The 20,429-nt window shown below is 44.2% G+C and carries 20 protein-coding genes and 1 pseudogene; 2 read left to right on the top strand and 19 right to left on the bottom strand.

The genetic code is table 11. The annotated features are described in order from the left end of the window. Positions 1-186 precede the first annotated feature (186 nt). Positions 187-348: a hypothetical protein gene (locus FEFB_RS08885; protein WP_200898276.1), complete on the bottom strand. Its 162-nt coding sequence runs from the start codon at positions 346-348 to the stop codon at positions 187-189. 135 nt (positions 349-483) lie between these two features. Between FEFB_RS08885 and FEFB_RS04635 the strand changes: the two genes are divergently transcribed. Beyond that, complete coding sequence (locus FEFB_RS04635) at positions 484-1,926, top strand: multicopper oxidase family protein (protein ID WP_047975071.1); 1,443 nt, start codon at positions 484-486, stop codon at positions 1,924-1,926. A 99-nt stretch (positions 1,927-2,025) separates the two neighbouring features. Here FEFB_RS04635 and FEFB_RS04630 read toward each other — a convergent pair whose 3' ends face one another. The 9 genes from FEFB_RS04630 to FEFB_RS04590 form a co-directional block, all read right to left on the bottom strand. Continuing rightward, entirely contained in the window at positions 2,026-2,847 is an 822-nt protein-coding gene (locus tag FEFB_RS04630) for an oxidoreductase (protein WP_047975070.1), read from the bottom strand. Between the two features lie 4 nt (positions 2,848-2,851). Next, positions 2,852-3,760, bottom strand: coding sequence for an alpha/beta hydrolase (locus tag FEFB_RS04625; protein WP_053068951.1), 909 nt, complete (start codon positions 3,758-3,760; stop codon positions 2,852-2,854). A 172-nt stretch (positions 3,761-3,932) separates the two neighbouring features. Beyond that, positions 3,933-4,751 carry a MetQ/NlpA family ABC transporter substrate-binding protein gene (locus FEFB_RS04620; RefSeq protein ID WP_047975069.1) on the bottom strand — a complete coding sequence of 273 codons (819 nt, stop codon included), beginning with the start codon at positions 4,749-4,751 and terminating at the stop codon, positions 3,933-3,935. Continuing rightward, positions 4,748-5,914, bottom strand: coding sequence for an amidohydrolase (locus FEFB_RS04615; RefSeq protein ID WP_047975068.1), 1,167 nt, complete (start codon positions 5,912-5,914; stop codon positions 4,748-4,750). The genes FEFB_RS04620 and FEFB_RS04615 overlap by 4 nt, the downstream gene beginning before the upstream one ends. A gap of 366 nt (positions 5,915-6,280) precedes the next feature. Beyond that, positions 6,281-7,222 carry a metal ABC transporter substrate-binding protein gene (locus tag FEFB_RS04610; protein ID WP_047975067.1) on the bottom strand — a complete coding sequence of 314 codons (942 nt, stop codon included), beginning with the start codon at positions 7,220-7,222 and terminating at the stop codon, positions 6,281-6,283. A gap of 65 nt (positions 7,223-7,287) precedes the next feature. Continuing rightward, complete coding sequence (locus FEFB_RS04605; RefSeq protein WP_047975066.1) at positions 7,288-8,136, bottom strand: metal ABC transporter permease; 849 nt, start codon at positions 8,134-8,136, stop codon at positions 7,288-7,290. Further along, positions 8,129-8,872 carry a metal ABC transporter ATP-binding protein gene (locus FEFB_RS04600; RefSeq protein ID WP_047975065.1) on the bottom strand — a complete coding sequence of 248 codons (744 nt, stop codon included), beginning with the start codon at positions 8,870-8,872 and terminating at the stop codon, positions 8,129-8,131. The genes FEFB_RS04605 and FEFB_RS04600 overlap by 8 nt, the downstream gene beginning before the upstream one ends. 349 nt (positions 8,873-9,221) lie before the next feature. Beyond that, on the bottom strand, positions 9,222-9,734 hold the full coding sequence (locus tag FEFB_RS04595; protein ID WP_047975064.1) for a GNAT family N-acetyltransferase: 513 nt from the start codon (positions 9,732-9,734) through the stop codon (positions 9,222-9,224). 168 nt (positions 9,735-9,902) lie between these two features. Beyond that, positions 9,903-11,930 (bottom strand): hypothetical protein, encoded by a 2,028-nt coding sequence (locus FEFB_RS04590; protein WP_047975063.1) that lies wholly within the window; start codon positions 11,928-11,930, stop codon positions 9,903-9,905. Between the two features lie 236 nt (positions 11,931-12,166). Between FEFB_RS04590 and FEFB_RS04585 the strand changes: the two genes are divergently transcribed. Continuing rightward, complete coding sequence (locus FEFB_RS04585; protein ID WP_047975062.1) at positions 12,167-12,919, top strand: DUF1003 domain-containing protein; 753 nt, start codon at positions 12,167-12,169, stop codon at positions 12,917-12,919. Positions 12,920-12,982: 63 nt separating this feature from the next. Here the strand turns inward: FEFB_RS04585 and hisC are convergent, their stop codons facing one another. The 9 genes and pseudogenes from hisC to hisG all read right to left on the bottom strand — a co-directional run bounded on the left by hisC (position 12,983) and on the right by hisG (position 20,398). Next, positions 12,983-14,071 (bottom strand): histidinol-phosphate transaminase, encoded by a 1,089-nt coding sequence (hisC, locus tag FEFB_RS04580; protein ID WP_047975061.1) that lies wholly within the window; start codon positions 14,069-14,071, stop codon positions 12,983-12,985. A gap of 4 nt (positions 14,072-14,075) precedes the next feature. After that, positions 14,076-14,372 (bottom strand): annotated as a pseudogene (gene hisE / locus FEFB_RS04575) (phosphoribosyl-ATP diphosphatase); the annotation flags it as partial. Positions 14,373-14,440: 68 nt separating this feature from the next. Continuing rightward, positions 14,441-14,812: a phosphoribosyl-AMP cyclohydrolase gene (gene hisI / locus FEFB_RS04570; RefSeq protein ID WP_047975060.1), complete on the bottom strand. Its 372-nt coding sequence runs from the start codon at positions 14,810-14,812 to the stop codon at positions 14,441-14,443. After that, positions 14,809-15,573 (bottom strand): imidazole glycerol phosphate synthase subunit HisF, encoded by a 765-nt coding sequence (gene hisF, locus FEFB_RS04565; protein ID WP_047975059.1) that lies wholly within the window; start codon positions 15,571-15,573, stop codon positions 14,809-14,811. The genes hisI and hisF overlap by 4 nt, the downstream gene beginning before the upstream one ends. After that, on the bottom strand, positions 15,533-16,285 hold the full coding sequence (gene hisA, locus FEFB_RS04560) for a 1-(5-phosphoribosyl)-5-[(5-phosphoribosylamino)methylideneamino]imidazole-4-carboxamide isomerase (RefSeq protein ID WP_047975058.1): 753 nt from the start codon (positions 16,283-16,285) through the stop codon (positions 15,533-15,535). Before hisA ends, hisF begins: the two co-directional genes overlap by 41 nt. Then, positions 16,282-16,899, bottom strand: a complete 618-nt coding sequence (gene hisH / locus FEFB_RS04555) for an imidazole glycerol phosphate synthase subunit HisH (protein WP_047975057.1) — start codon at positions 16,897-16,899, stop codon at positions 16,282-16,284. The genes hisA and hisH overlap by 4 nt, the downstream gene beginning before the upstream one ends. 16 nt (positions 16,900-16,915) lie before the next feature. Further along, positions 16,916-17,506, bottom strand: a complete 591-nt coding sequence (hisB, locus tag FEFB_RS04550; RefSeq protein ID WP_047975073.1) for an imidazoleglycerol-phosphate dehydratase HisB — start codon at positions 17,504-17,506, stop codon at positions 16,916-16,918. Continuing rightward, positions 17,499-18,785 (bottom strand): histidinol dehydrogenase, encoded by a 1,287-nt coding sequence (gene hisD / locus FEFB_RS04545; protein ID WP_047975056.1) that lies wholly within the window; start codon positions 18,783-18,785, stop codon positions 17,499-17,501. Before hisD ends, hisB begins: the two co-directional genes overlap by 8 nt. Then, positions 18,782-20,398: an ATP phosphoribosyltransferase gene (hisG, locus tag FEFB_RS08465; RefSeq protein WP_082131911.1), complete on the bottom strand. Its 1,617-nt coding sequence runs from the start codon at positions 20,396-20,398 to the stop codon at positions 18,782-18,784. The genes hisD and hisG overlap by 4 nt, the downstream gene beginning before the upstream one ends. Between the last annotated feature and the right edge of the window lie 31 nt (positions 20,399-20,429).

The following is a 20,429-nucleotide window of genomic DNA, read 5'->3' as shown; positions in this document are numbered from 1 at the left end:
CAACAATCGACCCATGAAGTTACATAACTACCAGACGCCACTAGAAGTTTTTCGGGGTTGTTCGAATTAAACTTGTAATCTGCCAATTAATAAAAAGCCCACAGGATTTTCAACCATGCACCGATTACGAAAGCGAACATGACTCAGAATTCTTTGGTTTTTTAGCAAACGTTCACGTGTTCCCGTTTAGCACCCTTTTTGATCAAAGATAATGCTATAGAACGATTGAACAAACATCCCACCGGACATGACATACATAGCTAACATATCCTGCATGTGCATGAGTAGATAAAAGGTGTAAATCCAAACACAAGCCATGAGAAAGTGAAAAATACGATTACGTGTCATTGTTACTTCCTCCTCTGGCGGCTACTGATTGACTGCCTAAATTAAGCTTAGCACAATTGTTAGAAAAAACGACCCGGGTCTTGTATACTAAGAGACAAATAGAAGGAGGAAGTATCATGTCAACGGAAGAAAAGCCTGTTTACCAGGATTACTTTTTTTAATGAAACAGCTTATGACTATCATGACGGCGGCTACGTACCTTTAGAGGTTTACGATGCCCCCCGAGTACCACTGACGATTCCTAGTCTCTTGAAGCCTGATCGAGAAACGGATACAGATGTCTGGCTGACAGTCCATGCCCAACCGGGCGAAACACAGATTTTACCCGGTGCTAAAACCAAAACCTGGGGCTACAACCAGAGTTTATTGGGGCAAACTATTGTTTTCCGAAGCGGTAAAACCTATCACGTTACGCTAAAGAATAGTTTACCTGAATTAACGACTTTCCACTGGCATGGCTTGGATGTGCCCGGTCCCTTTATCGATGGTGGTTGTCACGCGCCAATTTATCCCGGTGAGGAAAAAGAGATTACCTTTACCGTTAACCAACCAGCCGCAACCACTTGGCTGCATGCCCACCCTTGCCCATTAACCGGTTGGGACGTCTGGCATGGTTTGGCTGCGATGGTTTATGTCGAAGATGACCACGAAGACAGCTTAGCCCTCCCACACGACTATGGTGTTGATGATTTACCAATCGTTCTCCAAGACCGTCGCTTTCACGAAGATAACCAGTGGGACTATGATGCCGACTATGATCCCGATGGGACCGCTGGCCCAACGGCCCTTATCAATGGAACGGTTAACCCAAGCTTTGATGTGACAACCCCAAAGTTGCGCCTACGCTTTTTGGATGGTTCGAACCGACGAGAGTGGCGGCTGCACCTTTCAGATGATTTGATCATGACGCAAATCGCTTCCGATGGCGGTCTCTTACCAGAGCCGGTGCAGATGACTAAGTGTATGCTAACTTGTGCTGAGCGAGCAGAGTTTATCATCGACTTTAGTGATTACAAGGCCGGCGACCAGGTAACGTTGTACCCAGATGTTGATCCAAATGCACTTGTTCACCAAGTTGTCTTGGCCGGAACAGATGAAGAAATTACTATTAACGGTTTGAAGTTTGGCATGATGCGCATCGATGACCGCCAAGAAATCGGCAAGACAGAATATTGGGACATTACGAATACTAATGATTGCTGCGGGGGGATGATTCACCCCTACCACATGCATGGCGGTTCCTTCCAAATTGTTTCTCGCAACGGCGAATCCCCCTACCCAAATGAACTCGGGTACAAGGATACTGTCGCCGTCAATCCTGGAGAAACCGTGCGGATTAAGATGAAGTTCAACTTCGCCGGTGTCTTTATGTACCACTGTCATATTATTGAGCACGAAGATGGTGGCATGATGGCGCAGATGCAGGTTTACACGCCAGAGGAGCCAGAAAAGAAGTATGACTTAATGGCCATGGATACCCTGATGAATGCCTTGGCAGAAGAACGTGGTTGCACCGTCGAAGATTTGCAGATTAAAAGTCTTGATTCCTACAAAAAGATGGGCATGGATATGTGTTAAAAGCTACTCCATCATAATTTATAAAGGGCCTCAGCGCATATGTACGCTGAGGCCCTTTTAGTATATTGAGAGTCATTTGTTGATTAAATCAGTCCTGATTTAGCCTTTTACAACTTGTCGCATCAACGCATCAAACCACCGAGCTGGTAGGATGGTGCGCAAGAAAACCAATGGTTTGGCTGCAAAGCCAAGCAAGTAACGAGCCCGAGGCTTTTTCTGATTGACAATTTTCACCAAGGTTTTCGCAATCAAGATTGGCTGAGACAGTAATTGCCCCTGGTATTGCTTTTTCATGCCATTGGCTGTTTGTTGGGAAGCTACTTCATATGGGCCACCAGCCGCTGAAGAGGCCAGATGGTCGGCGGCAATCAGACCCCAATCCGTTTTAATCAGACCGGGTTCAACCAAGACAACGTCAATTCCAAACGGCTTTAGTTCCATTCGCAAAGAATCACTAAAGCCCTCTAGAGCAAACTTGGTGGCATGGTACCAGGCGCCAAAGTAGCTGGCCATTCGTCCGGCCATCGACGAAACATTGATAATCCGTCCGGACTCTTGTTGGCGCATTGTTGGCAAAACTAATTTGATTAACTGGGCTAAACCAAATAAATTAACATCGAACTGACGTTTGGCCTCTTCGAGAGCCACATCCTCAACGGCACCATACGAGCCGTAGCCCGCATTGTTAATTAGCACATCAATGCGACCTTGGTCGGCTAAGATGGTCGTGACCGCTTGTCGGCAGGATTCTTCGTCAGTTAAATCGAGTTTGAGGGGATGGACGCCCACTTTTTCTAGGGCAGTGAGTTTCTCGACTCGACGGCCAGCACCATAAACAATGTGCCCTTGTTCTGCTAATAATTGGCTAGTTTGATAACCGATGCCGCTAGTGGCGCCGGTGACAAGAATTACTTTGGGCATTCATTTATCTTTCTTTAATTAGTTGGGTCATCTGCCTGATAGCAGCTTTTCCCTCGGGAATTGGGATTTCGGGAAAATCGTGGTACATTTCTGGATAAATGGTCGTGTGCACGTCCCAACCGCCATCATCAGCAAGCTCCTGAAACTTCACGGCATCAGGATGCAAGACATCATAGGTTCCCGTAATCACGTTAATAGCCGGCATATTGGCAAAATCAGCATAGAGCGGGCTAATTAGTGGATCGTCCAAATCAAGTTTACCCTGGTAACCGGCAGCCATGATGTCTAAGACAGCGACTTCGAACATCGGGTCGAAGGGTTGCACTGCCTTCATCTCATGGTTGGTATCACTGATATCAAACCATGGTGAAATCAAAATTAGTTGCTTTGGTAAAGAAAGTTTTTCATCGCGTAGCTGTTGCAAAAGAGACAACGCCAGTCCGGCACCGGCCGAATCACCCATTAACACAATTTGATTAGCATCAATTTGTTCCTTTTCCAGTGTTTCTAGGAAAGCTTCCTTGGTCCATTGAATGGTTTCTTGTGCCTGGTGCTGGGGCGCCTTTGGATAAATTGGCATGATAATTCGGTGTTGTGTTTGGTCGGCCAACTTTTTTAGCAAACGGTAGTGCATGATTGAAGGCTGGTCCCAATAACCCCCACCGTGGAGGTAAAAAATCAGCTGTCGATCGTCTACGTACTTCGGACTGATTTCTAAAACATCATTACGACCATTATATTCTGTCGCACCAAACAGTAACCGGTTCAAAAAGGCCAATCGATATGGTTTTTGACTGGCAATAACCGCCCGTTGATAGGCCCTCTCGTTTGTTAAATCAGGCAGAACATGGAGACCTTGCAGGATGTACTTCATCAGACGTCCGGTCGTGCTTACTTGTCTCTTTGGGGCCATTTGCATTTCTCCAGTCATGAATCGTGTTGCCAATTAACTAGCAAACAGAAATCTTACATAAACCTATTATAGCGGTTAAACGAAGGATGACTCAAATAAAAAGAAGTCAAAACTATCACGAGGTTGACTTCTATCTAAAAAGAATCCCTTGATTTTAGGGAATCAAATCTAGTTATTGTGGAATGACCCAATAGTTGTCATCATTATGCTTCTTCACATAATTGGCAAATTCCTTTGATTCATAGGCTTTTTTGACAGCCTTTGCCCACTTAGTATCTGCATTCTTTTTTGTCGTTGTGGCTACCAAATAGTAGCCGTTTTGAATTTTTTCTGCTACCAGCATCTTCTTTGAAGAGACCTTGGCATTGTAAGCAACTGAACCTGGAAGAATGACATAACTAAAGTCATTGGTTACCCGTGGAATCGTTGACGAATCAATTTCCTTAAAGTTTAAATTGTAGTTATTTTCTACAATATCATTTTTAGTTGCGGTAATTGGGTTCACCCCAGAACGCAGTTTAATCCAACCTGCCTTTTCCAGTAATTGATAAGCCCGTGCCGTATTGGATGGATCATTTGGAACCGCAATCGTATCACCATCACTGACAGACTTCAAAGAGTGCTTTTGTGCAGGATACAGCCCCATTGGAACCGTTGGAATCTTTGTTAATGCCGTCAACTTACCATTCTTTTCCCTATTGAAGTTGTTCAAGTAAGCGGTGTGCTGATCAACATTTAAATCAACCTGTCCTTCATTAAGGGCAATGTCGGCATTTAATAGGTTAGTAAATGACTTGTTTTCAACCGTGTAACCCTCTTTTTCCAAAATAGGTTTCACGCCCTTTAAAAAGAGTTCACTGTAAGGACCGGGTGAACTTGCTAATGTAATCGTTCCTTTTTTACTATTTGACTGGTGCGGATAAAAGGACCAAATTCCAGCAATTACAATCAAAATTAGAATCAGACCGGTCAACCAATATCTTTTCTTCATGCTTTTTCTCCCTTTTCAGCAAAGTAATCTTGTAACCGTAAAACAGACTGATAGTACCAAATGATGGCGGTCTCTAATCCTGCATCATCTAGGACTAAATCAGAATGGTGCAAGCCCGAGTTACCACCACTGCCAATTTCTGCAAACACACTGGGAACTTTACTCGTATAAAAAGCAAAGTCTTCACCACCAGCTGATGGCGGAAAGTTCACCAAATTAGCATGGTACTGAATATTTTCGGCCAGAATGTCCGTCAGGATTGGATCATTTTCGAGCACTGGCGGACCAGGAATCCACTCAATTTCCGTTGAAACGCCATACGTTGCCGCTTGACCATTAATAATTTGGTAGAATTTCTCTTTGGCTTGTTCACGGTCATGGTCTCCAAAAGTACGAATTGTTCCTTCAAACCAGGTACAATCAGGAATAACGTTCCATGTTTGACCCCCTTCAATATGGGTAACCGATAAAACACTTTGCCGGTAAGGATCAAGTGAACGGCTAACGATACTTTGTAAAGCCGTAACGGTATTAGCGAGTGCTAAAATGGGATCAATGTTTTCATGTGGCTTCGCAGCATGACCACCAACGCCCGTTAACTTGACAGCGAATTGATCAACAGCCGCATTGCGGCCACCATTCCCAACACTGATTTGGCCAACGGGTAAATTCGGGTGATTATGGTAACCGACGATCACGTCCACACCTTCTAAACCACCACTTGCAATTACTTGCTCTGCGCCAACATGCGTTTCTTCTGCGGGCTGAAAAATCAGTCGCACCTTAACAGTCAATTTGTCAACATTTTCTTTAATCTTTTCAGCGGCACCCAGCAAAGAGGTAAGGTGAAAATCATGACCACAGGCGTGCATGATACCGGCATTTTCAGAAGCAAAGTCTAAGTTCGTTTGTTCTTGAATTGGCAACGCATCAATATCTGCCCGCAAAGCAACTGTGTATTGGGCGTCTTCTGGGCCGATCTCAGCCATAACGCCAGTCTGTAAGGCTTCTGGGGTAATAATTATATAGCCTAAATCAGCTAAGTAGGCCTTAATTAATGCCGTTGTCTGATATTCTTGGCTTGAAAGTTCTGGATGCTGATGAAAGTAGTGCCGAATGGCACTCAAATCAGTAATTGTTTCAGTTGCAGTAGTTAATTTCATTAATGCTCCCTTCTCAAAACAAAGAAAAAAGGACTAGTATCCACCATTCCTGATAGACACTAGTCCCCGACATAAAGAACTAAAATTGTTACGATAACAATGTTGTGCGAATCAAATGATGGTTCTCAAATATGGAACATAACGCTCGACAATAAATGAGAACCAAACACGAGATTAAGTACCCATTTATTGTTTCAACATTCGAGAACAGCACATTTGCATCATCATTCTTTTTTGTCCTTTTCTAATATTTCTTTAATAATAGCATTTAATTTTAATTTGTCAACCGATTAAAATCATTTTACTTTTAGAATTCCTAACAATCTGCTCGACAATTGGCCATCAAAGACAGTTAAGTCACTAATTTTACTTGGACAAACCTTCTGAAATTTTGTCCAAGTTCCACTTCATCATGCCATAGTAAGTATCGCCGGGCTTGCCTTCCTTGGCTAATGAATCAGTATAAATCTTAGCGTAAATTGGCAAACCAGTTTCCTTAGAAACCTTGTCCATTGACTTTGGTGATACAGAACTTTCAACAAAGAGAACGGGTACCTTGGTTGCGCGAATCTTTTCCAAAACAGTCTTCATCTGTTCTGGTGTCCCTTGTGACTCGGTGTTAATTTCCCAAATAAAGGCTGGTGTGATGCCATAGGCTGCCGAGAAGTACTTAAAGGCGCCTTCGGAAGTCACCAAAAGCTTCTTATCTGCTGGAATATTGTTAAACTTAGTTTTGGCACTTTCATCTAATTTAGTTAGCTTTTCAATGTATGCAGCAGCATTCTTTTGGTAAGTACTCTTATTCTTTGGATCCTTTTCAATCAAAACCTTTTCAATGTTTTGCACATACTTAATACCGTTTTGGATATCTAACCAAGCATGGGGATCCATTTCGTTTTCTTTACCGGCATCCGTCAAATGCTTAGCAGCAACGCCATCCGAAACAGCAAAGACTTGTTCGTTTTCCTTCTTACCTGCATTTTGGTACATTTTCTTAAACCAACCAGAACCACCAGTTTCCAGGTTCAAACCATTATGGAACAAAACATCGGCTTCTTGTGTTGCCTTCACATCTTGTGGTCGTGGTTCGTACTCATGGGGGTCGGTTCCACGAGGAACAATCGTGTGTAACTTGACCTTGTTACCAGCGACCTCTTCAACCATGTTCCCAATAATTGAGTTTGTCGCAACAACCTGTAACTTACCGCTTCGACTAGTTTTACCCGTCTGACTTTCATTGACAAAGTAAAAGACACCTGCTAACAATGCTAGTGCTGCCAGCCCAATAATCGTTAATCGTTTAATCATATTCAATTTTCCTCAATTCCAAGTGCGTTTAATACGCCTTTTATCATCTTCTTTCGCTACAAATTTTAGTTCGCTGCTCGTTTTTTAATGAAAATGCCCTGCTTTGGCGAAAAGAGAAAGGCCAATAAGAAGAACACTGCGGCAGTCAAGACAATCGCCGGACCGGAAGCCCAGTTAAAGGTAAAGCTAAAGTACAATCCAATGACGGATGCAAAAACCGAAAAGGTTGCTGCAATCATAATCATGGATGACATTTTATTTGTTAATAGGTAAGCTGTTGCGGCTGGTGTAATCAACATTGCAACAATCAAAATAATTCCAACCGTTTGCAGTGCGGTCACGGTTACTAACGTTAAAATCATCATCAAGCCGTAGTGTAAGACCTGCGTTTTCAAACCGTAAGCTCGGGCAAAGGTATTATCAAAGGACGTAATCAACAATTCTTTGTAGAAAAGCACGACGAACAGGACAACTACCACTAACACAATCGCCGTAGTAATCAGGTCTTGGTCAGAAACAGCCAAAACATTTCCAAATAGGATATGGTGCAAATTAGTGGCTGATTCTGCCATTGAAATCAGGATAAAACCAAGCGCGAAAAAGGAAGAGAAAACAATTCCAATCGCGGTATCATTTTTTAACTGCGACTTCATTGTCACAAAACCAATCAACATAGCGGCCAACAAACCAAAAATTGAAGCCCCCAGCAAAAGGTTAATGCCAAGCATGTAGGCAACTGCCACCCCAGGTAAAACCGCATGCGAAATAGCATCACCCATTAAAGACATGCCGCGCAAAATAATAAAGGAACCAACAATCCCGGACATGATTCCGACTAGGATGGCAGTAATCAGTGCCGTCTGCAAGAAGTTATACTTCGTTAAACCATCAATAAAAAGCGCAATACTATTCATGTGTGGCCTCCCCTTCGTCAAAAAGAATATTTGATAGGTCGCCACTAAAGGCAGTAGTAATATTCTTTTTTGTGAACACGTCCTGTGTCTGACCTTGAGCCACAACACCGTGGTTAATAATGACGAGGTCATCAAAGTATGTTGTGACCTTATTCAAATCATGGTTTACAACAATGATTGTTTTGCCGGCAGCCCGCCATTTTTTCAAAATTGCCATGATGTCAGCTTCTGATTTCATATCGATACCAACGAAGGGTTCATCTAAAATAATGACATCGGCATCCTGAACAATTGCTCGGGCGACAAAAACGCGCTGGAGCTGGCCACCGGATAATTCACTAATCTGTCGGTGATTAAATTCAGCTAACTTAACATCGGTCAAGGCTGCTAAAGCGGCCTCTTCCTCTTTTTTTCCAGGCACTTTAAACAAACCGAGGTTCGGATAGGTCCCAGTTAAAACCGTATCCAAAACGTTAATTGGAAACGTCAAATCAAGTGCTGCCCGTTGTTCAACGTAAGCGATGAGCTTGAGTTGCTTTGCAATTGGTTGGTCTGCCAAAGTGGCCGTTCCGGACTGCTTGCTGGTCAACCCTAAAAGCCCTTTAATCATCGTCGACTTACCGGCACCGTTGGGGCCAATAATTCCGGTGATTTTTCCAGGTTCAAATTGGATTGACAGGTTCGTGAAGACGGGGGCGCTATCATAGGCGACCGTCATATCGCGGACTTTGATCATAATCTTTTGCTCTCCTAATGCTAGTTAGCATATATTCGAGTATTGATTTTAAAATATTCTGTTTTCAGCCTAAACTTTTCGCACGCAAAAAAGGCGCGTTTAAAATCTACAGTCGAAGTAGTGCGTCGTAACATTTACGTTTTTATTTTTTGAAATTGATGGACTATCAACTGGCTGCTTCTTGGCTGACACAGCTAGTTGATAATCCCCAACTACTTTTCTAGAATATCATGGTTATTTAGAACAATCAAACAGAAAAAATTCATATATTTAAATTAATTTATAAATTCAAAACGCTTTTATGCCGGTTTTTAGCATAAAAGCGTGAATTATCAAACAAATATTAAAATTAAATGACGGAGGTTTCCTGCCCTAATATTTTCATCGAACTTAAATAATCGGCTACGGAACAATCCAAATTACTTGTCAAAAGATGAAAGTCTCTTTCCATATTGTGAGCAATTTTTTCAGTGTCAATAAAGCCATTTTTCAAGTAAAAATGATAACGGGCTTCACGTTGCTGCTGGTTATCAGCATCCTCCATCGTACTTTCAGATTCCAAAATAATCCCTTTTGGATAGCGTTCCTTCAAAGCTGATAGTGTTTTGCCACCAATCCCCTGTCCACGAATTGATTGATCAACAGCTAAGTAAAGGACAAAAGCTTTCTCCTTTAAGTCAACGAAATAGGCAATCCCAACGTTTTGTTCGTCATCAGTAATCACTGCCATTTTGATTTGGTGATTATCGGTAGCTTTTTGCTTTAACTCTTGAAAAGCAATTCGTTCGTTTGGTGGAAAAGCCTCACGATAGATTATTTGCCAATAATCATGATTGGACTGATTTAGCGAGATAAATTGCATGTTTTCTCCTTTATTTTCGTTATCATCATAAGCTAGCTTATAATAAAAAGTCTGATTTGAAAACGTTATATAAAATCAGGATAGCATGGATGCTTGGTACCGTCAAACACAGCTAAAAAGCCACTCCCCTTGAAATTTAGGGGAGTGGCTGGCTTAACAACGGGCAAATTACCGTAGCACTGGTTGATTATTCACATCCAGAAGTTCAAACGGCTTCCGGTCATAGATGTCCATTTCGTATGGCAGATAATATTGCTTACCATCGATTGTCACGCTTGAACCATGAAAAAGCTGCTTATACAATGTCGGTTGCCGATACAAAATCAGTGGTCGTCTAGCTTTGGTCTCATCTCGCTGAATCACGACCTCAACATTTTGGTTGGCCACAAAACGCTTTTCTAAGACATAGTGACCATTCCTAGGCGTCAATTGCTGCCCGGTACTCAGCGAAACACTTTGTCCAGGTTCGGGCCGGATATCAACCTTTAAGACATTAACCGTCTCTGGCACTGGTAATGAAAAACGCAATTCCGCTGGCGCCTTCACTGGTTGCAGGATGGCTAAGCGAATTGGATATTCCATGTTTCCGTAAGCAATTCCAGGAATACTCTTCGCTGAGGAAAGTGTCAATCCTAAGAAAAGGACACTCGTAACAGACAGAACCAGGAGTTTTGTCCAATTAATGTTTGATTTTGATCGGACAATTTGCAATGCGGGTAGGCGCTGAACGCCCCCCACCATGCCAATTAGGGTTACTATTGGGTAGAGCATGGGCAAAAAGTAGCGTGGTTCGACTTCCCAAATAAAAGTATGAAAGATCGTCAAACCGATGGCTGCAATCCCCACTAGGTAGGAAAAGGCTCTTTGGACTGATGTAATTGGTTGGTCACCATAAGGTTGCCAAACTTTAATTAATAGCTGGCCACCTGCCAATAAGACGGTGGTTGTCGCAATGATGGCAAAAAAGCTCGTTAGCATCATCTGATGGTGGAGATAATATCCCGGCGCTTTAGCATAACCACTGGCATAACGGCCAAAGCCAAAGAGTGGCGTTCCAAGCAAAGTCTGTGACTTGTCCAAAGCTAATTTGAACCAACCATCAAGACCAAGCATTTGTAGTCGATCTTTGATGGAGTCCGTAGTTAGATAGGTTTTCTTTTCGATTTTGCGCTCAATATCAAGGCTTTCATCATCGAAATCATAAGCTCCTTTGCCACTCGATCCCAGTGGGTTTAATCCCATATTGATCCAATGAGTTGCCGGTAAGGCAATTTTCTTCTGTGCACTTTGGCTGTAGCCGTTTGAGCTGGCAATCGACTTTGTTGCCACTGTTGCTGTGATAACCCCCAAAACTAGAGAAAAGGTAATCACCACCACCCGCCACCTTTCGGGCATTTTCAAGAAAAAAGTCATAAAAATCAGAACTGCCACCGCCGGCAGTAAGATGACCATATTTGGCTTAATGGCGTACAGCAAACCATACACGAGGATCATGGCCAGATTGGCCCCCACCAATACCACTCGTTGTTGACTTGTGAGAACGACGGCCACTAAATAAAAGACAACCGTGGTACAAGCAACCGCCCAAGTATCGGTATAGGTCACCATATTGGGGTAAAGATACATCACTGGGTAAAAAAGTAAGATGACAGCCGTCAAGGCAATCGCTCGGATATTTTTACTTAAGCGCCAGCTCGTTAGCAAGGTGAAAATTGTCACCATGGCTAACAAGAAAAAGTTCATCAGCCGCAATGCCAATTGAATGGAAAGACCAACTGACTTAGCGAAGGCCATGACCTTACTAATTAAAATAGTAAAGAAAACAAGGTTGGGATACACATAAAAGTATTCCTGACCCCCGTCAAAATTGCTATGCCAATTCTGATTGCCATGTAAGAGTTCGGTTGCCTTAATTTGAACGTTCAATGGATCTGAAACATCATTAATCTGAAAATGAAGGGCAACGTAAAGCAATAATAAGAGGTTGAATCCGGTACAAATAACCGTGACGGTCAGCAAAAATGACGGTTTTTTAACAAAATCAAGACGCGTAATCGCGGAATAGCCGGCCATCAAAGCTGGAATCAACAGCAAAATAGCAATGAGATTTTCAAGCTGCTGGTTTAATGCCTGATTTAACAGTAACAATACGATAAAAGCAGAAAAAGCAATTTGAAAGCTACGCTTAATAAACATCAATTCCCCTCAAATTCTCGCCTTTTTAAAAAGCGGAGTTCTTAACTAGATTATAGCATTTTTAAGCTAACCAACTGCTTGTAAGGCTAAATTCTGTTTTTTTAAATTTTGTTAAATTAGTTCTTAGTGTTAACTGCCAAATTGTTACTATGTTAAGATAATACTAATGAGCACGTATTAAATGGCGACGTTCTGACATCGCCTAGTGACTTAGTACATATTAGAGAGGCTGAATCATGAAAAAGAACGAAAAAGTACAGGCAAACGATGCACTCTGGTGCCTGGTTGATCATCGTGAATACGATTTGATCGATGGTAATTTTATCCATGAACTGGATCCCTATATCGCAACACTGATTCAAAAAGATTACCCGAAGGTCGCCAACAATAGCTTTATTTGTAGTGAACACCTTGTGCGTTACCGGCTACAAAAAATGGATAAGATGATTAGCGAGGATTCACACAAAAATCGGCAAATCAACGAACGAATGACGCGGTTAATGTCCAAGGACAGTTATCGCGTGATTGATGTTGAAAAACAATTGGAAACAACTTTAACATTCGGTCAAAAAGTAGCCGATGCCGTTGCCCGCTTTGGTGGTTCATGGCCCTTTGTGATTACTTTTATTGGTATCATTATTGTCTGGATTTTTATTAATTCCGTCCACCTCTTTGGCCTCCACTTTGATCCCTTCCCATTCATCCTTTTAAACCTCTTCTTGAGTATTATTGCTGCCATCCAGGCTCCCCTAATCATGATGAGCCAGAATCGGTCAAGTACCTATGACAGAATGGAATCAAAAAACGATTACCACGTCAACTTGAAATCTGAAGAAGAAATCAGAATTCTCCACTCAAAGATTGACCACCTCATCCAGCAAGATCAACCGAATAATATGCAGATTCAAAAAATGCAAATGGAGATGCTTGCGTCGATTAATAACCAGCTAACAGAGGTTCGCAAACAGCAAAAAGATGATAAATTATAAGTCCACTTAGACATTAAAAACACCGCTAACAAATATTGTTAGCGGTGTTTTTATCTGAAGAACTTAAACGTTGCTTGTAGAATCTTCTCGAATTTTAACCAACAATTGTCGGATTCGTTCATTATCGGCTGGCTGGCCTAGGGTAATTCGGACCCAACTTGGGCTCAAACGCTGGCTGATTTGCAAACCTTCTTTCAAGAGGGCTTGTCCATAGCGCTTGGCATCACCCACTTGAACCCATAAAAAGTTTGTTTGTGAAGGGTAAAATTCAAACTGATTTGCTCGCAAAAAATCTTCAAACTTGTTGCGTTCATCCTGAACCTTGGCAACCGTCTTTTGTAGGTAATCTTGATCCAAAACAGCAGCGGTGCCGGCTTCAATTTGAAAATCAGACAAATTATAGGGCAAACGAACAGCATTCAACTTTTGGGCTAATGCTGCGTTCATCATGCCGTAACCAATCCGCAGGTTGGCCAATCCGTAAGCCTTCGATAAGGTACGTAAGATAATCAGATTTGGATAATCAGCCAAAAGTGGCACAACGGTATTGTCGCTTGTATCGGCAAAATCGATGTAGGCCTCATCAACGACTAAATAAACGGACTCTGGTAATTGCTGCAAGAGTCCTTGAATGTCTGTAGCAGATTCCAAAACGCCTGTCGGATTGTTGGGATTCGACAACCAAACCATCGATGTCTGATCATCCACTGCAGCCAAAATGCCCTCAAAGTCCACATGACCAGTGCTGGCATCAATGGCAACCGACTTCGTTTCTGCCTGCTCAATTTGGGCATGAATGGTATATTCACCAAAAGTTGGTGCAGGGACAATGATGTTTTGTCCCGGTTCTAGCGCTAGTCGAGTTAACAATTGAATCAATTCATCGGCACCCACACCAAAAACCAACATTTTGGGATCGACTTGGTTTAATTGAGCCACCGCCTGGCGCAATTTTTGCGCGGAACCATCTGGATAATAGTTCAACCGGTCAAAGGTCACCGCCGCTAACGCCTCTTTAACTTTTGGTGTTGGACCATACACCGACTCGTTAGCCGACAAGTGGGCCAACGTTTCCAATTGATACTGGTCTTTAATGGCTGCAAGGGGCTGTTCTGCCTGATAGGCTTTTAATGCTGCAACTGATTTTTTCATAAGTTCACCGCCAATCTGATCGTTCGTGTAATTTGGACTTCTGGCCGACCCGCAAGCCAAGTTCTGCTTGAATGTCTGCTATGCTAATCCCCTGATTAACCAACAGGACCATCAAGTGGAAAAACAGGTCGGCGGTTTCATACGTTAGTTCTGCTTGGCTGTTTTTGGCACCAACAATTACCTCGGTGCTTTCTTCGCCAACCTTTTTCAAAATTTTGTCCAGCCCTTTATCGTAAAGGTAAGCGGTATAAGACCCCTCTACTGGGTTTTCCTTTCGTTCCAAAACTTGGTCATAGAGTTCTTATATTGTTTGTTCCATTTTGTTTTCCTTTCAAACAAGTAGCGATAGACGGTTTTGACGAGCTTATCTCACGACTGACTGCCCACTGTATCTTGACTGAACTGATTTTCCAGTAAGTCAACTGGATTGAAGAAACAGGAGTAAGCATTCGTGTGGCAAGCCGGTCCTACTGTTTCAACTTCAATTAAAACCGTATCTTGGTCGCAATCCAACGTCATCGAAATCACTTTTTGGGTATTGCCCGAGGTTGCGCCCTTGTGCCAAAGTTCTTGCCGTTCGCGCGACCAAAACCAGGTTTGGCGCGTCACAATCGTCTTCTCATAGCTTTCCTGGTTCATATAAGCGAGCATCAGCACGACCTTGGTCTTGGCATCAACGACAATTGCTGGAATCAAGCCGTTCTGATTGGCCTTATTAAAATCAGCTCTTACCTGGGTCATAGACGGACCTCCACTTGTTCTTCTCTCAAATTTCGTTTCAAATCTGGAATGGCAATCTGGTTATAGTGAAAAACCGAAGCAGCCAAAGCGGCATCAACAGAACCGTCTTCAAAGACATCAACAAAATCCTTGGTTGTGCCAGCCCCGCCAGAGGCAATAATCGGAACATCGACAGCTGCGGTTAATTGCTGATAGAGCCGCAAATCATAGCCCTTTTTCTGGCCATCAGCATCAATACTTGTCACCAACAACTCGCCAGCGCCAGCCTGAACTAGCTCTTGTGCCCATTTGATAGCATCGAGCTCCGTTGGCTTCGCCCCTCCTGCACTGTAAACCCGGTAAAAGCCATTGACGGGGTCCCACTTCGCATCAATCGCCCCGACCATTGCTTGGGCACCAAAGACTTGTGCCCCGGCCGCCACTAGACCTGGATCCTTGACGGCAGCCGAATTCAGAAAGATTTTGTCGGCACCTGCCTGAATCAAACTCGTCATCTCATCCAGAGAGCGAATTCCACCACCAACCGTCAACGGAATGAAAATTTCTTTTGAGACCTGGTCGACAACTGATTTCATCGTGGCCCAGCCTTCAATCGTGGCTGTGATATCTAAGAAGACCAGTTCATCGGCACCCATTTCTTGATAACGTTTAGCCAAAGCCACTGGATTGCCCACGGCGCGAATCTGGTCAAAGGAAATCCCCTTGACGACTTGGCCGCTTTTAATATCCAAGGCTGGAATAATTCGTTTCGCTAACCCCATCTTCTGCCTCCTTTAAATCAGCCAACGTCAAATCACCGTCGTATAGTGCGCGACCGACAATCATATCGACTAACCCGTTTTCCCGTAGTGTTGCAATATCGGCTAGTGTGCTGACACCGCCACTGACAACAAACCGACTTGCAGGAAAGTCTTGCTGCAAGTGCTTTAGTAAAGCCACATTTGGACCTGAAAGTGTTCCGTCACGGCTAATATCAGTCACGATAAAGTTTGTCACCCCAAGGGCAGTCATGGCTGAAACAACTTCTGCAAAACTTTGTTGACTGGCTTCAGTCCACCCAGCCGTCTTCACCTGACCGTCTTGGCCATCAACACCGACCACAATTTTTTCTGGGCCAAAGCGGGTAATCGCTTCCTGCACCAATTCAGGATTCGTCACGGCAATCGATCCGAGAATAACCCGATTAATCCCTAGTTGCAGGTAATCATCAATCTGTTGCAAAGTGCGAATCCCACCGCCCAATTCAAGGAAAATATCGCTATTTTCTCGTAAGCGTCGAATCAAATCAGCGTTAACGGACAACCCTTTCTTGGCGCCATCCAAGTCGACTAAGTGAACCCGCCGTATGCCTGCCGCTTCAATGGCCTGCAGTTGGATGAGTGGATCTTTTTCCAACACCATCTTCTTTTGGTAATCACCTTGATAGAGGCGGACCGATTCGCCGCCAAGCAGGTCAATTGCTGGAAAAATCATACGCCCACCACCATTTCTTGGAAACTTTGCCAAAGTGACAGCCCATCCAGTCCTGATTTTTCAGGGTGGAACTGGACACCAATCACATTCTTGTTCACCACAATGCTTGGCACGGCAACCTGACCATAAGGAACTGTTGCCGCAATATATTTTTTGTCTGTTACCGCATAATAGCCGTGGACAAAGTACGTATACTTATCATCAATCGTCTTAGTCAACGGATTTTCCAACCGAACCTCGTTTTTATTCCAGCCCATTTGTGGCACTTTATAATTTTTTTGCTGGGGTAAAGCAACCACCTGACCGGGAATCAAACCCAAGCCCTCCGTTTCACCAAACTCTGTCGATGAATCAAACAAAAGCTGCATGCCCAAGCAAATGCCCAACAGCGGGCGGCCTGATTTTGCATAGTTCTTAATTGGCTCCACTAATTCAGCTACTTTGAGTTGGTCCACCGCCTTTGCAAAGGCCCCTACGCCCGGCACCACCAGGCCATCCGCGCTGGCAATGTCTGCCGGATCTTTTGAAATCTTGACCGACATACCCGTATATTCAATGGCCTTGGCCACATTCAACACATTACCAGCTCCATAATCAACAATCACAATCGTCATCTGATCCTCTTCTTTCTCAAATCGTCCCTTTGGTCGAATTGACACCCTTGATTTCCGGATTAATCGTCACGGCTTGGCGCATCGCCCGCCCCATTGCTTTGAATATGCTTTCAATTTTGTGGTGAGTATTGCGACCATAGAGCACTTCGATGTGGACATTGGCCCGTTGCTGGTCGCTAAAGCCCTGCCAAAAGTCCTCCACGACTTCCGTTTCAAAGGTTCCAAGTCGTTGGGCCGTTAAATCAGCTTGGAAGACGAGATATGAACGGCCAGATAAGTCAACCACCGCCCGGGTCAACGTTTCATCCATCGGCACAAATTGGGCACCATAACGCTCAATGCCAACTTTGTCTCCCAACGCTTCCGCAAAGGCCTGGCCCAAAGCGATACCGATATCTTCTGTCGTGTGGTGGCTATCGACTTCCAAGTCGCCCGTGGCCTTGATTTCAAGGCCAAAGCGACCATGCTTAGCAAACAAATTAAGCATGTGGTCTAAGTAGCCAATCCCACTGGAAATTGTTGCGGGACTTTGATCATCCAGGTCCAATTTCAAGCTAATTTGCGTTTCTTTTGTGTTGCGAATAATCGTCGCTTGTCGTTTAGTCATCTGCATTCACCCGACTTTCAATTGCTCGTGCGTGCCCTTCTAGTCCCTCTTCTCGTGCTATGGCCGTTACGAATGGCGCATCTTTTATGAGCGCTTCTTGGTCATATTCTAAGTATTGGATTTTCTTTTGAAAATCCCAAACCCCCAAGGCCGAAGAAAAACGAGCTGTTCCTCCGGTTGGTAAGATGTGGTTTGGTCCAGCCAGATAGTCTCCGAGCGGTTCAGAGGCTAAAGGTCCTAAAAAGACGGAACCAGCATTTTGGATTTGATCGAGATACGAACTTGGGTTCTCCAATTGAATTTCCAAGTGCTCGGGGGCCAGCTTATTCATCGTATCCAGCATTTCTTGGACCGTTTCCACCAGGTAAATCACGCCGTTATTGGCAATTGATTGGCTGACAATCTCGCGCCGAGGTAGTTTGGCCAATTGCTCATCGACCTCTTTCATCACCCCCTGTGCCAGGTCGGTCGAATTGGTCACGAGCATGGCTTGTGCACGCACATCATGCTCAGCCTGTGATAATAAATCAGCGGCCACATTCTTGGCATTGGCCGTCTCATCGGCTAGGATGCCGATTTCTGAAGGGCCGGCAATCATGTCGATGGCCACGGTCCCATAGACCTGGCGCTTTGCTTCGGCGACGTAGGCATTCCCCGGTCCTGTAATTTTATCGACTTGCGGAATCGTTTCGGTCCCAAATGCCAGCGCTGCAATGGCCTGGGCACCACCGATTTGGTAAATTTCATCAACGCCAGCAATCGAGGCAGCCACGAGGACCGCCGGATTAATTCCCTTCGTTTGTGGTGGCGTCACCATCACAATTTGGTTTACGCCGGCAATCTTAGCTGGAATGGCGTTCATCAAAACAGAAGATGGATAGGCGGCCGTCCCGCCCGGAACATAAATTCCAACGGCAGCTAGTGGTGTTACCTTGGTGCCCCGAATCACACCTGCACGACTTTTGTCTTCAAAGGACTGAGCCCGTTCCAACTGGTGAAAAGAACGAATATTTTCGGCGGCTTCTTTCAACGACGTGACGACCTTTTCGTCGACTTGGTCAAAGGCGGCTTGAATCTCAGCCGCTGGCACCCGGAGGTCGTTTAATTGAACGCGGTCAAAGGCTTGACTATATTCCTTTAAAGCTTGATCCCCCTTTTTTTGGACCGTGGCGATGATATCTTGAACTTGCTGCGTCAAAACTTCATCCTGCCGATTCGTATCTGACCGCTGTCTCAATTCGGCTAAGGCTGTTGGTGTCATTTTTTCAATAATTTTCATTCTTTTACCTCTTCTTTCGGTGCAACTAGGTTTACTAAGCGCTTAATAACGGTCGTCAACTCATCTGGGTACTGGAGTAAGGAACCCTTACGAACCAGGAAGTGAGTCGCTACCAGGCCAACTCGATCGAAAATTTGTAAATGATTTTCAACCAGCGTTCGACCAGTTTGAGTAATATCAATAATGGCATCAGCCAGACCGGTAATCGGCCCCAATTCAACGGACCCTTCAAGCTTGATTAATTCGACATCTTCGCCCTGGTCGTGAAAGTATTGACTGGCTAACTTGGGGTATTTCGTGGCGATGCGGAGTCGGCTTATTTTTTCCGGTTCAAAGTCCTTGCAAGCTGCTAAAACGAACTCTGCCTTTCCAGTTTGCAAATCCAAGACGTCATAGTGATTTTGTTCCTGTTCGGCTATCGTATCCGAACCGACAATGCCGACGTCGCCAATCCCCTGGTCCAAGTACTTCACCACATCGTTCGCCTTTACTAGGATAAAACGGTAACGGTTGTCGGCTGTATCAAAGACTAATTTACGCGCCGGATTGTCCAATTGACTCGTATCAACACCGGCCTTTTTTAGTAATGGGCGCACATCCTGCTCAACCCGTCCCTTGGCCAAAACCACGACAATCGGGTCTTGGGCCGATAAGGAAGACAAATCACGTTGCCGGTCAGCTAAGACTGTTTCAACCTTTAAGGCCATGCCCATGGCCGGAACTGTTTCTTGGTCGGATTTTGAAAGTAATCGGTCGTAGCGCCCCCCAGAAAAGAGATAGTCACCGAGACTTGGGACAAAGCCACGAATAATGGTGCCGGTGTAGTACGGTTGCGGTAAAACGGCGGCCAGGTCGACCGTCACTGCCACATCAGGATAGTGGCGGTGTGTATATTTCGCTAACCGAATCCAATCGTCCATGATTGCCTTCACTGCCGGAATTCGTTGGAGCTTTTCCATGGCAGATTCACCATTCTCGCCAAATGCCAACGGCCAGTCGGCTAACTCAGCTGGAAAATCAGGAATTTGCGCCTTCAGCTGTTCGAAGCGGGAAATGTTTTTTTCCTCAATTGCCTGCTTCATTTCGTTTCGAATCTGGTCGTCCAAATCAAATTGCTCCAAAATCAAGTCAATTAACCGGGCATCACTCAGAACAACCTGAACATCGACAATGCCAAAGCGCTGGGCAAAGGCTAACATCGTTTCTAAGGCTTCAATTTCTGCCTCGAAGCTTTGCTCACCAATAATTTCAATCCCAGCCTGTGTTTCCTGGTTGTAATCACCGGATAAATTAACGATTTGGTGGAAGACATCACCAAGGTAGTACAAACGGGTTACGGTTAACGTCGTTTGGTTCGCCGCGAGAAAGCGAGCAATTGGTAGGGTCAAATCAGGCCGTAAAACTAATTTTTCACCCATGTGGTCAAGCAGATGGAAAACTTTCTTTTCCTGATATTGGTCAAAGACATTCTCTTGCTCGATCAATGGTGTGCTGACGGGGATATAACCTTGATCGTTCAAAACATTAATAATGGTTTGCTCAATTTCCTGCTTCTCTTTCAACGTTTCACCATATTCATCACGCGATCCTGCAGCTAACATCTTTTTGTTCATTGTTTGTACCCTTTCTGATTGGTTCAACCAA

Origin of the sequence: Fructobacillus sp. EFB-N1 (assembly GCF_001038455.1) — a bacterium.
Classification (GTDB): Bacteria; Bacillota; Bacilli; order Lactobacillales; family Lactobacillaceae; genus Fructobacillus; species Fructobacillus cardui.
This window is presented reverse-complemented; position numbering and strand designations above follow the sequence as displayed.

Excerpts from the sequence above, each read along its gene's own strand:
- FEFB_RS04585 (WP_047975062.1), top strand. The coding sequence starts at position 12,167 with ATGAAAAAGAACGAAAAAGTACAGGCAAACGATGCACTCTGGTGCCTG.
- FEFB_RS04590 (WP_047975063.1), bottom strand. The coding sequence starts at position 11,930 with ATGTTTATTAAGCGTAGCTTTCAAATTGCTTTTTCTGCTTTTATCGTA.
- FEFB_RS04600 (WP_047975065.1), bottom strand. The coding sequence starts at position 8,872 with ATGATCAAAGTCCGCGATATGACGGTCGCCTATGATAGCGCCCCCGTC.
- hisF (WP_047975059.1), bottom strand. The coding sequence starts at position 15,573 with ATGGGGTTAGCGAAACGAATTATTCCAGCCTTGGATATTAAAAGCGGC.
- hisG (WP_082131911.1), bottom strand. The coding sequence starts at position 20,398 with ATGAACAAAAAGATGTTAGCTGCAGGATCGCGTGATGAATATGGTGAA.
- hisI (WP_047975060.1), bottom strand. The coding sequence starts at position 14,812 with ATGACCCAGGTAAGAGCTGATTTTAATAAGGCCAATCAGAACGGCTTG.
- FEFB_RS04630 (WP_047975070.1), bottom strand. The coding sequence starts at position 2,847 with ATGCCCAAAGTAATTCTTGTCACCGGCGCCACTAGCGGCATCGGTTAT.
- hisH (WP_047975057.1), bottom strand. The coding sequence starts at position 16,899 with ATGACGATTGTGATTGTTGATTATGGAGCTGGTAATGTGTTGAATGTG.
- FEFB_RS04625 (WP_053068951.1), bottom strand. The coding sequence starts at position 3,760 with ATGGCCCCAAAGAGACAAGTAAGCACGACCGGACGTCTGATGAAGTAC.
- FEFB_RS04610 (WP_047975067.1), bottom strand. The coding sequence starts at position 7,222 with ATGATTAAACGATTAACGATTATTGGGCTGGCAGCACTAGCATTGTTA.
- FEFB_RS04620 (WP_047975069.1), bottom strand. The coding sequence starts at position 4,751 with ATGAAGAAAAGATATTGGTTGACCGGTCTGATTCTAATTTTGATTGTA.
- FEFB_RS08885 (WP_200898276.1), bottom strand. The coding sequence starts at position 348 with ATGACACGTAATCGTATTTTTCACTTTCTCATGGCTTGTGTTTGGATT.
- hisD (WP_047975056.1), bottom strand. The coding sequence starts at position 18,785 with ATGAAAATTATTGAAAAAATGACACCAACAGCCTTAGCCGAATTGAGA.
- hisB (WP_047975073.1), bottom strand. The coding sequence starts at position 17,506 with ATGACTAAACGACAAGCGACGATTATTCGCAACACAAAAGAAACGCAA.
- FEFB_RS04615 (WP_047975068.1), bottom strand. The coding sequence starts at position 5,914 with ATGAAATTAACTACTGCAACTGAAACAATTACTGATTTGAGTGCCATT.
- hisC (WP_047975061.1), bottom strand. The coding sequence starts at position 14,071 with ATGAAAAAATCAGTTGCAGCATTAAAAGCCTATCAGGCAGAACAGCCC.
- FEFB_RS04605 (WP_047975066.1), bottom strand. The coding sequence starts at position 8,136 with ATGAATAGTATTGCGCTTTTTATTGATGGTTTAACGAAGTATAACTTC.
- hisA (WP_047975058.1), bottom strand. The coding sequence starts at position 16,285 with ATGATTTTTCCAGCAATTGACCTGCTTGGCGGCGAATCGGTCCGCCTC.
- FEFB_RS04595 (WP_047975064.1), bottom strand. The coding sequence starts at position 9,734 with ATGCAATTTATCTCGCTAAATCAGTCCAATCATGATTATTGGCAAATA.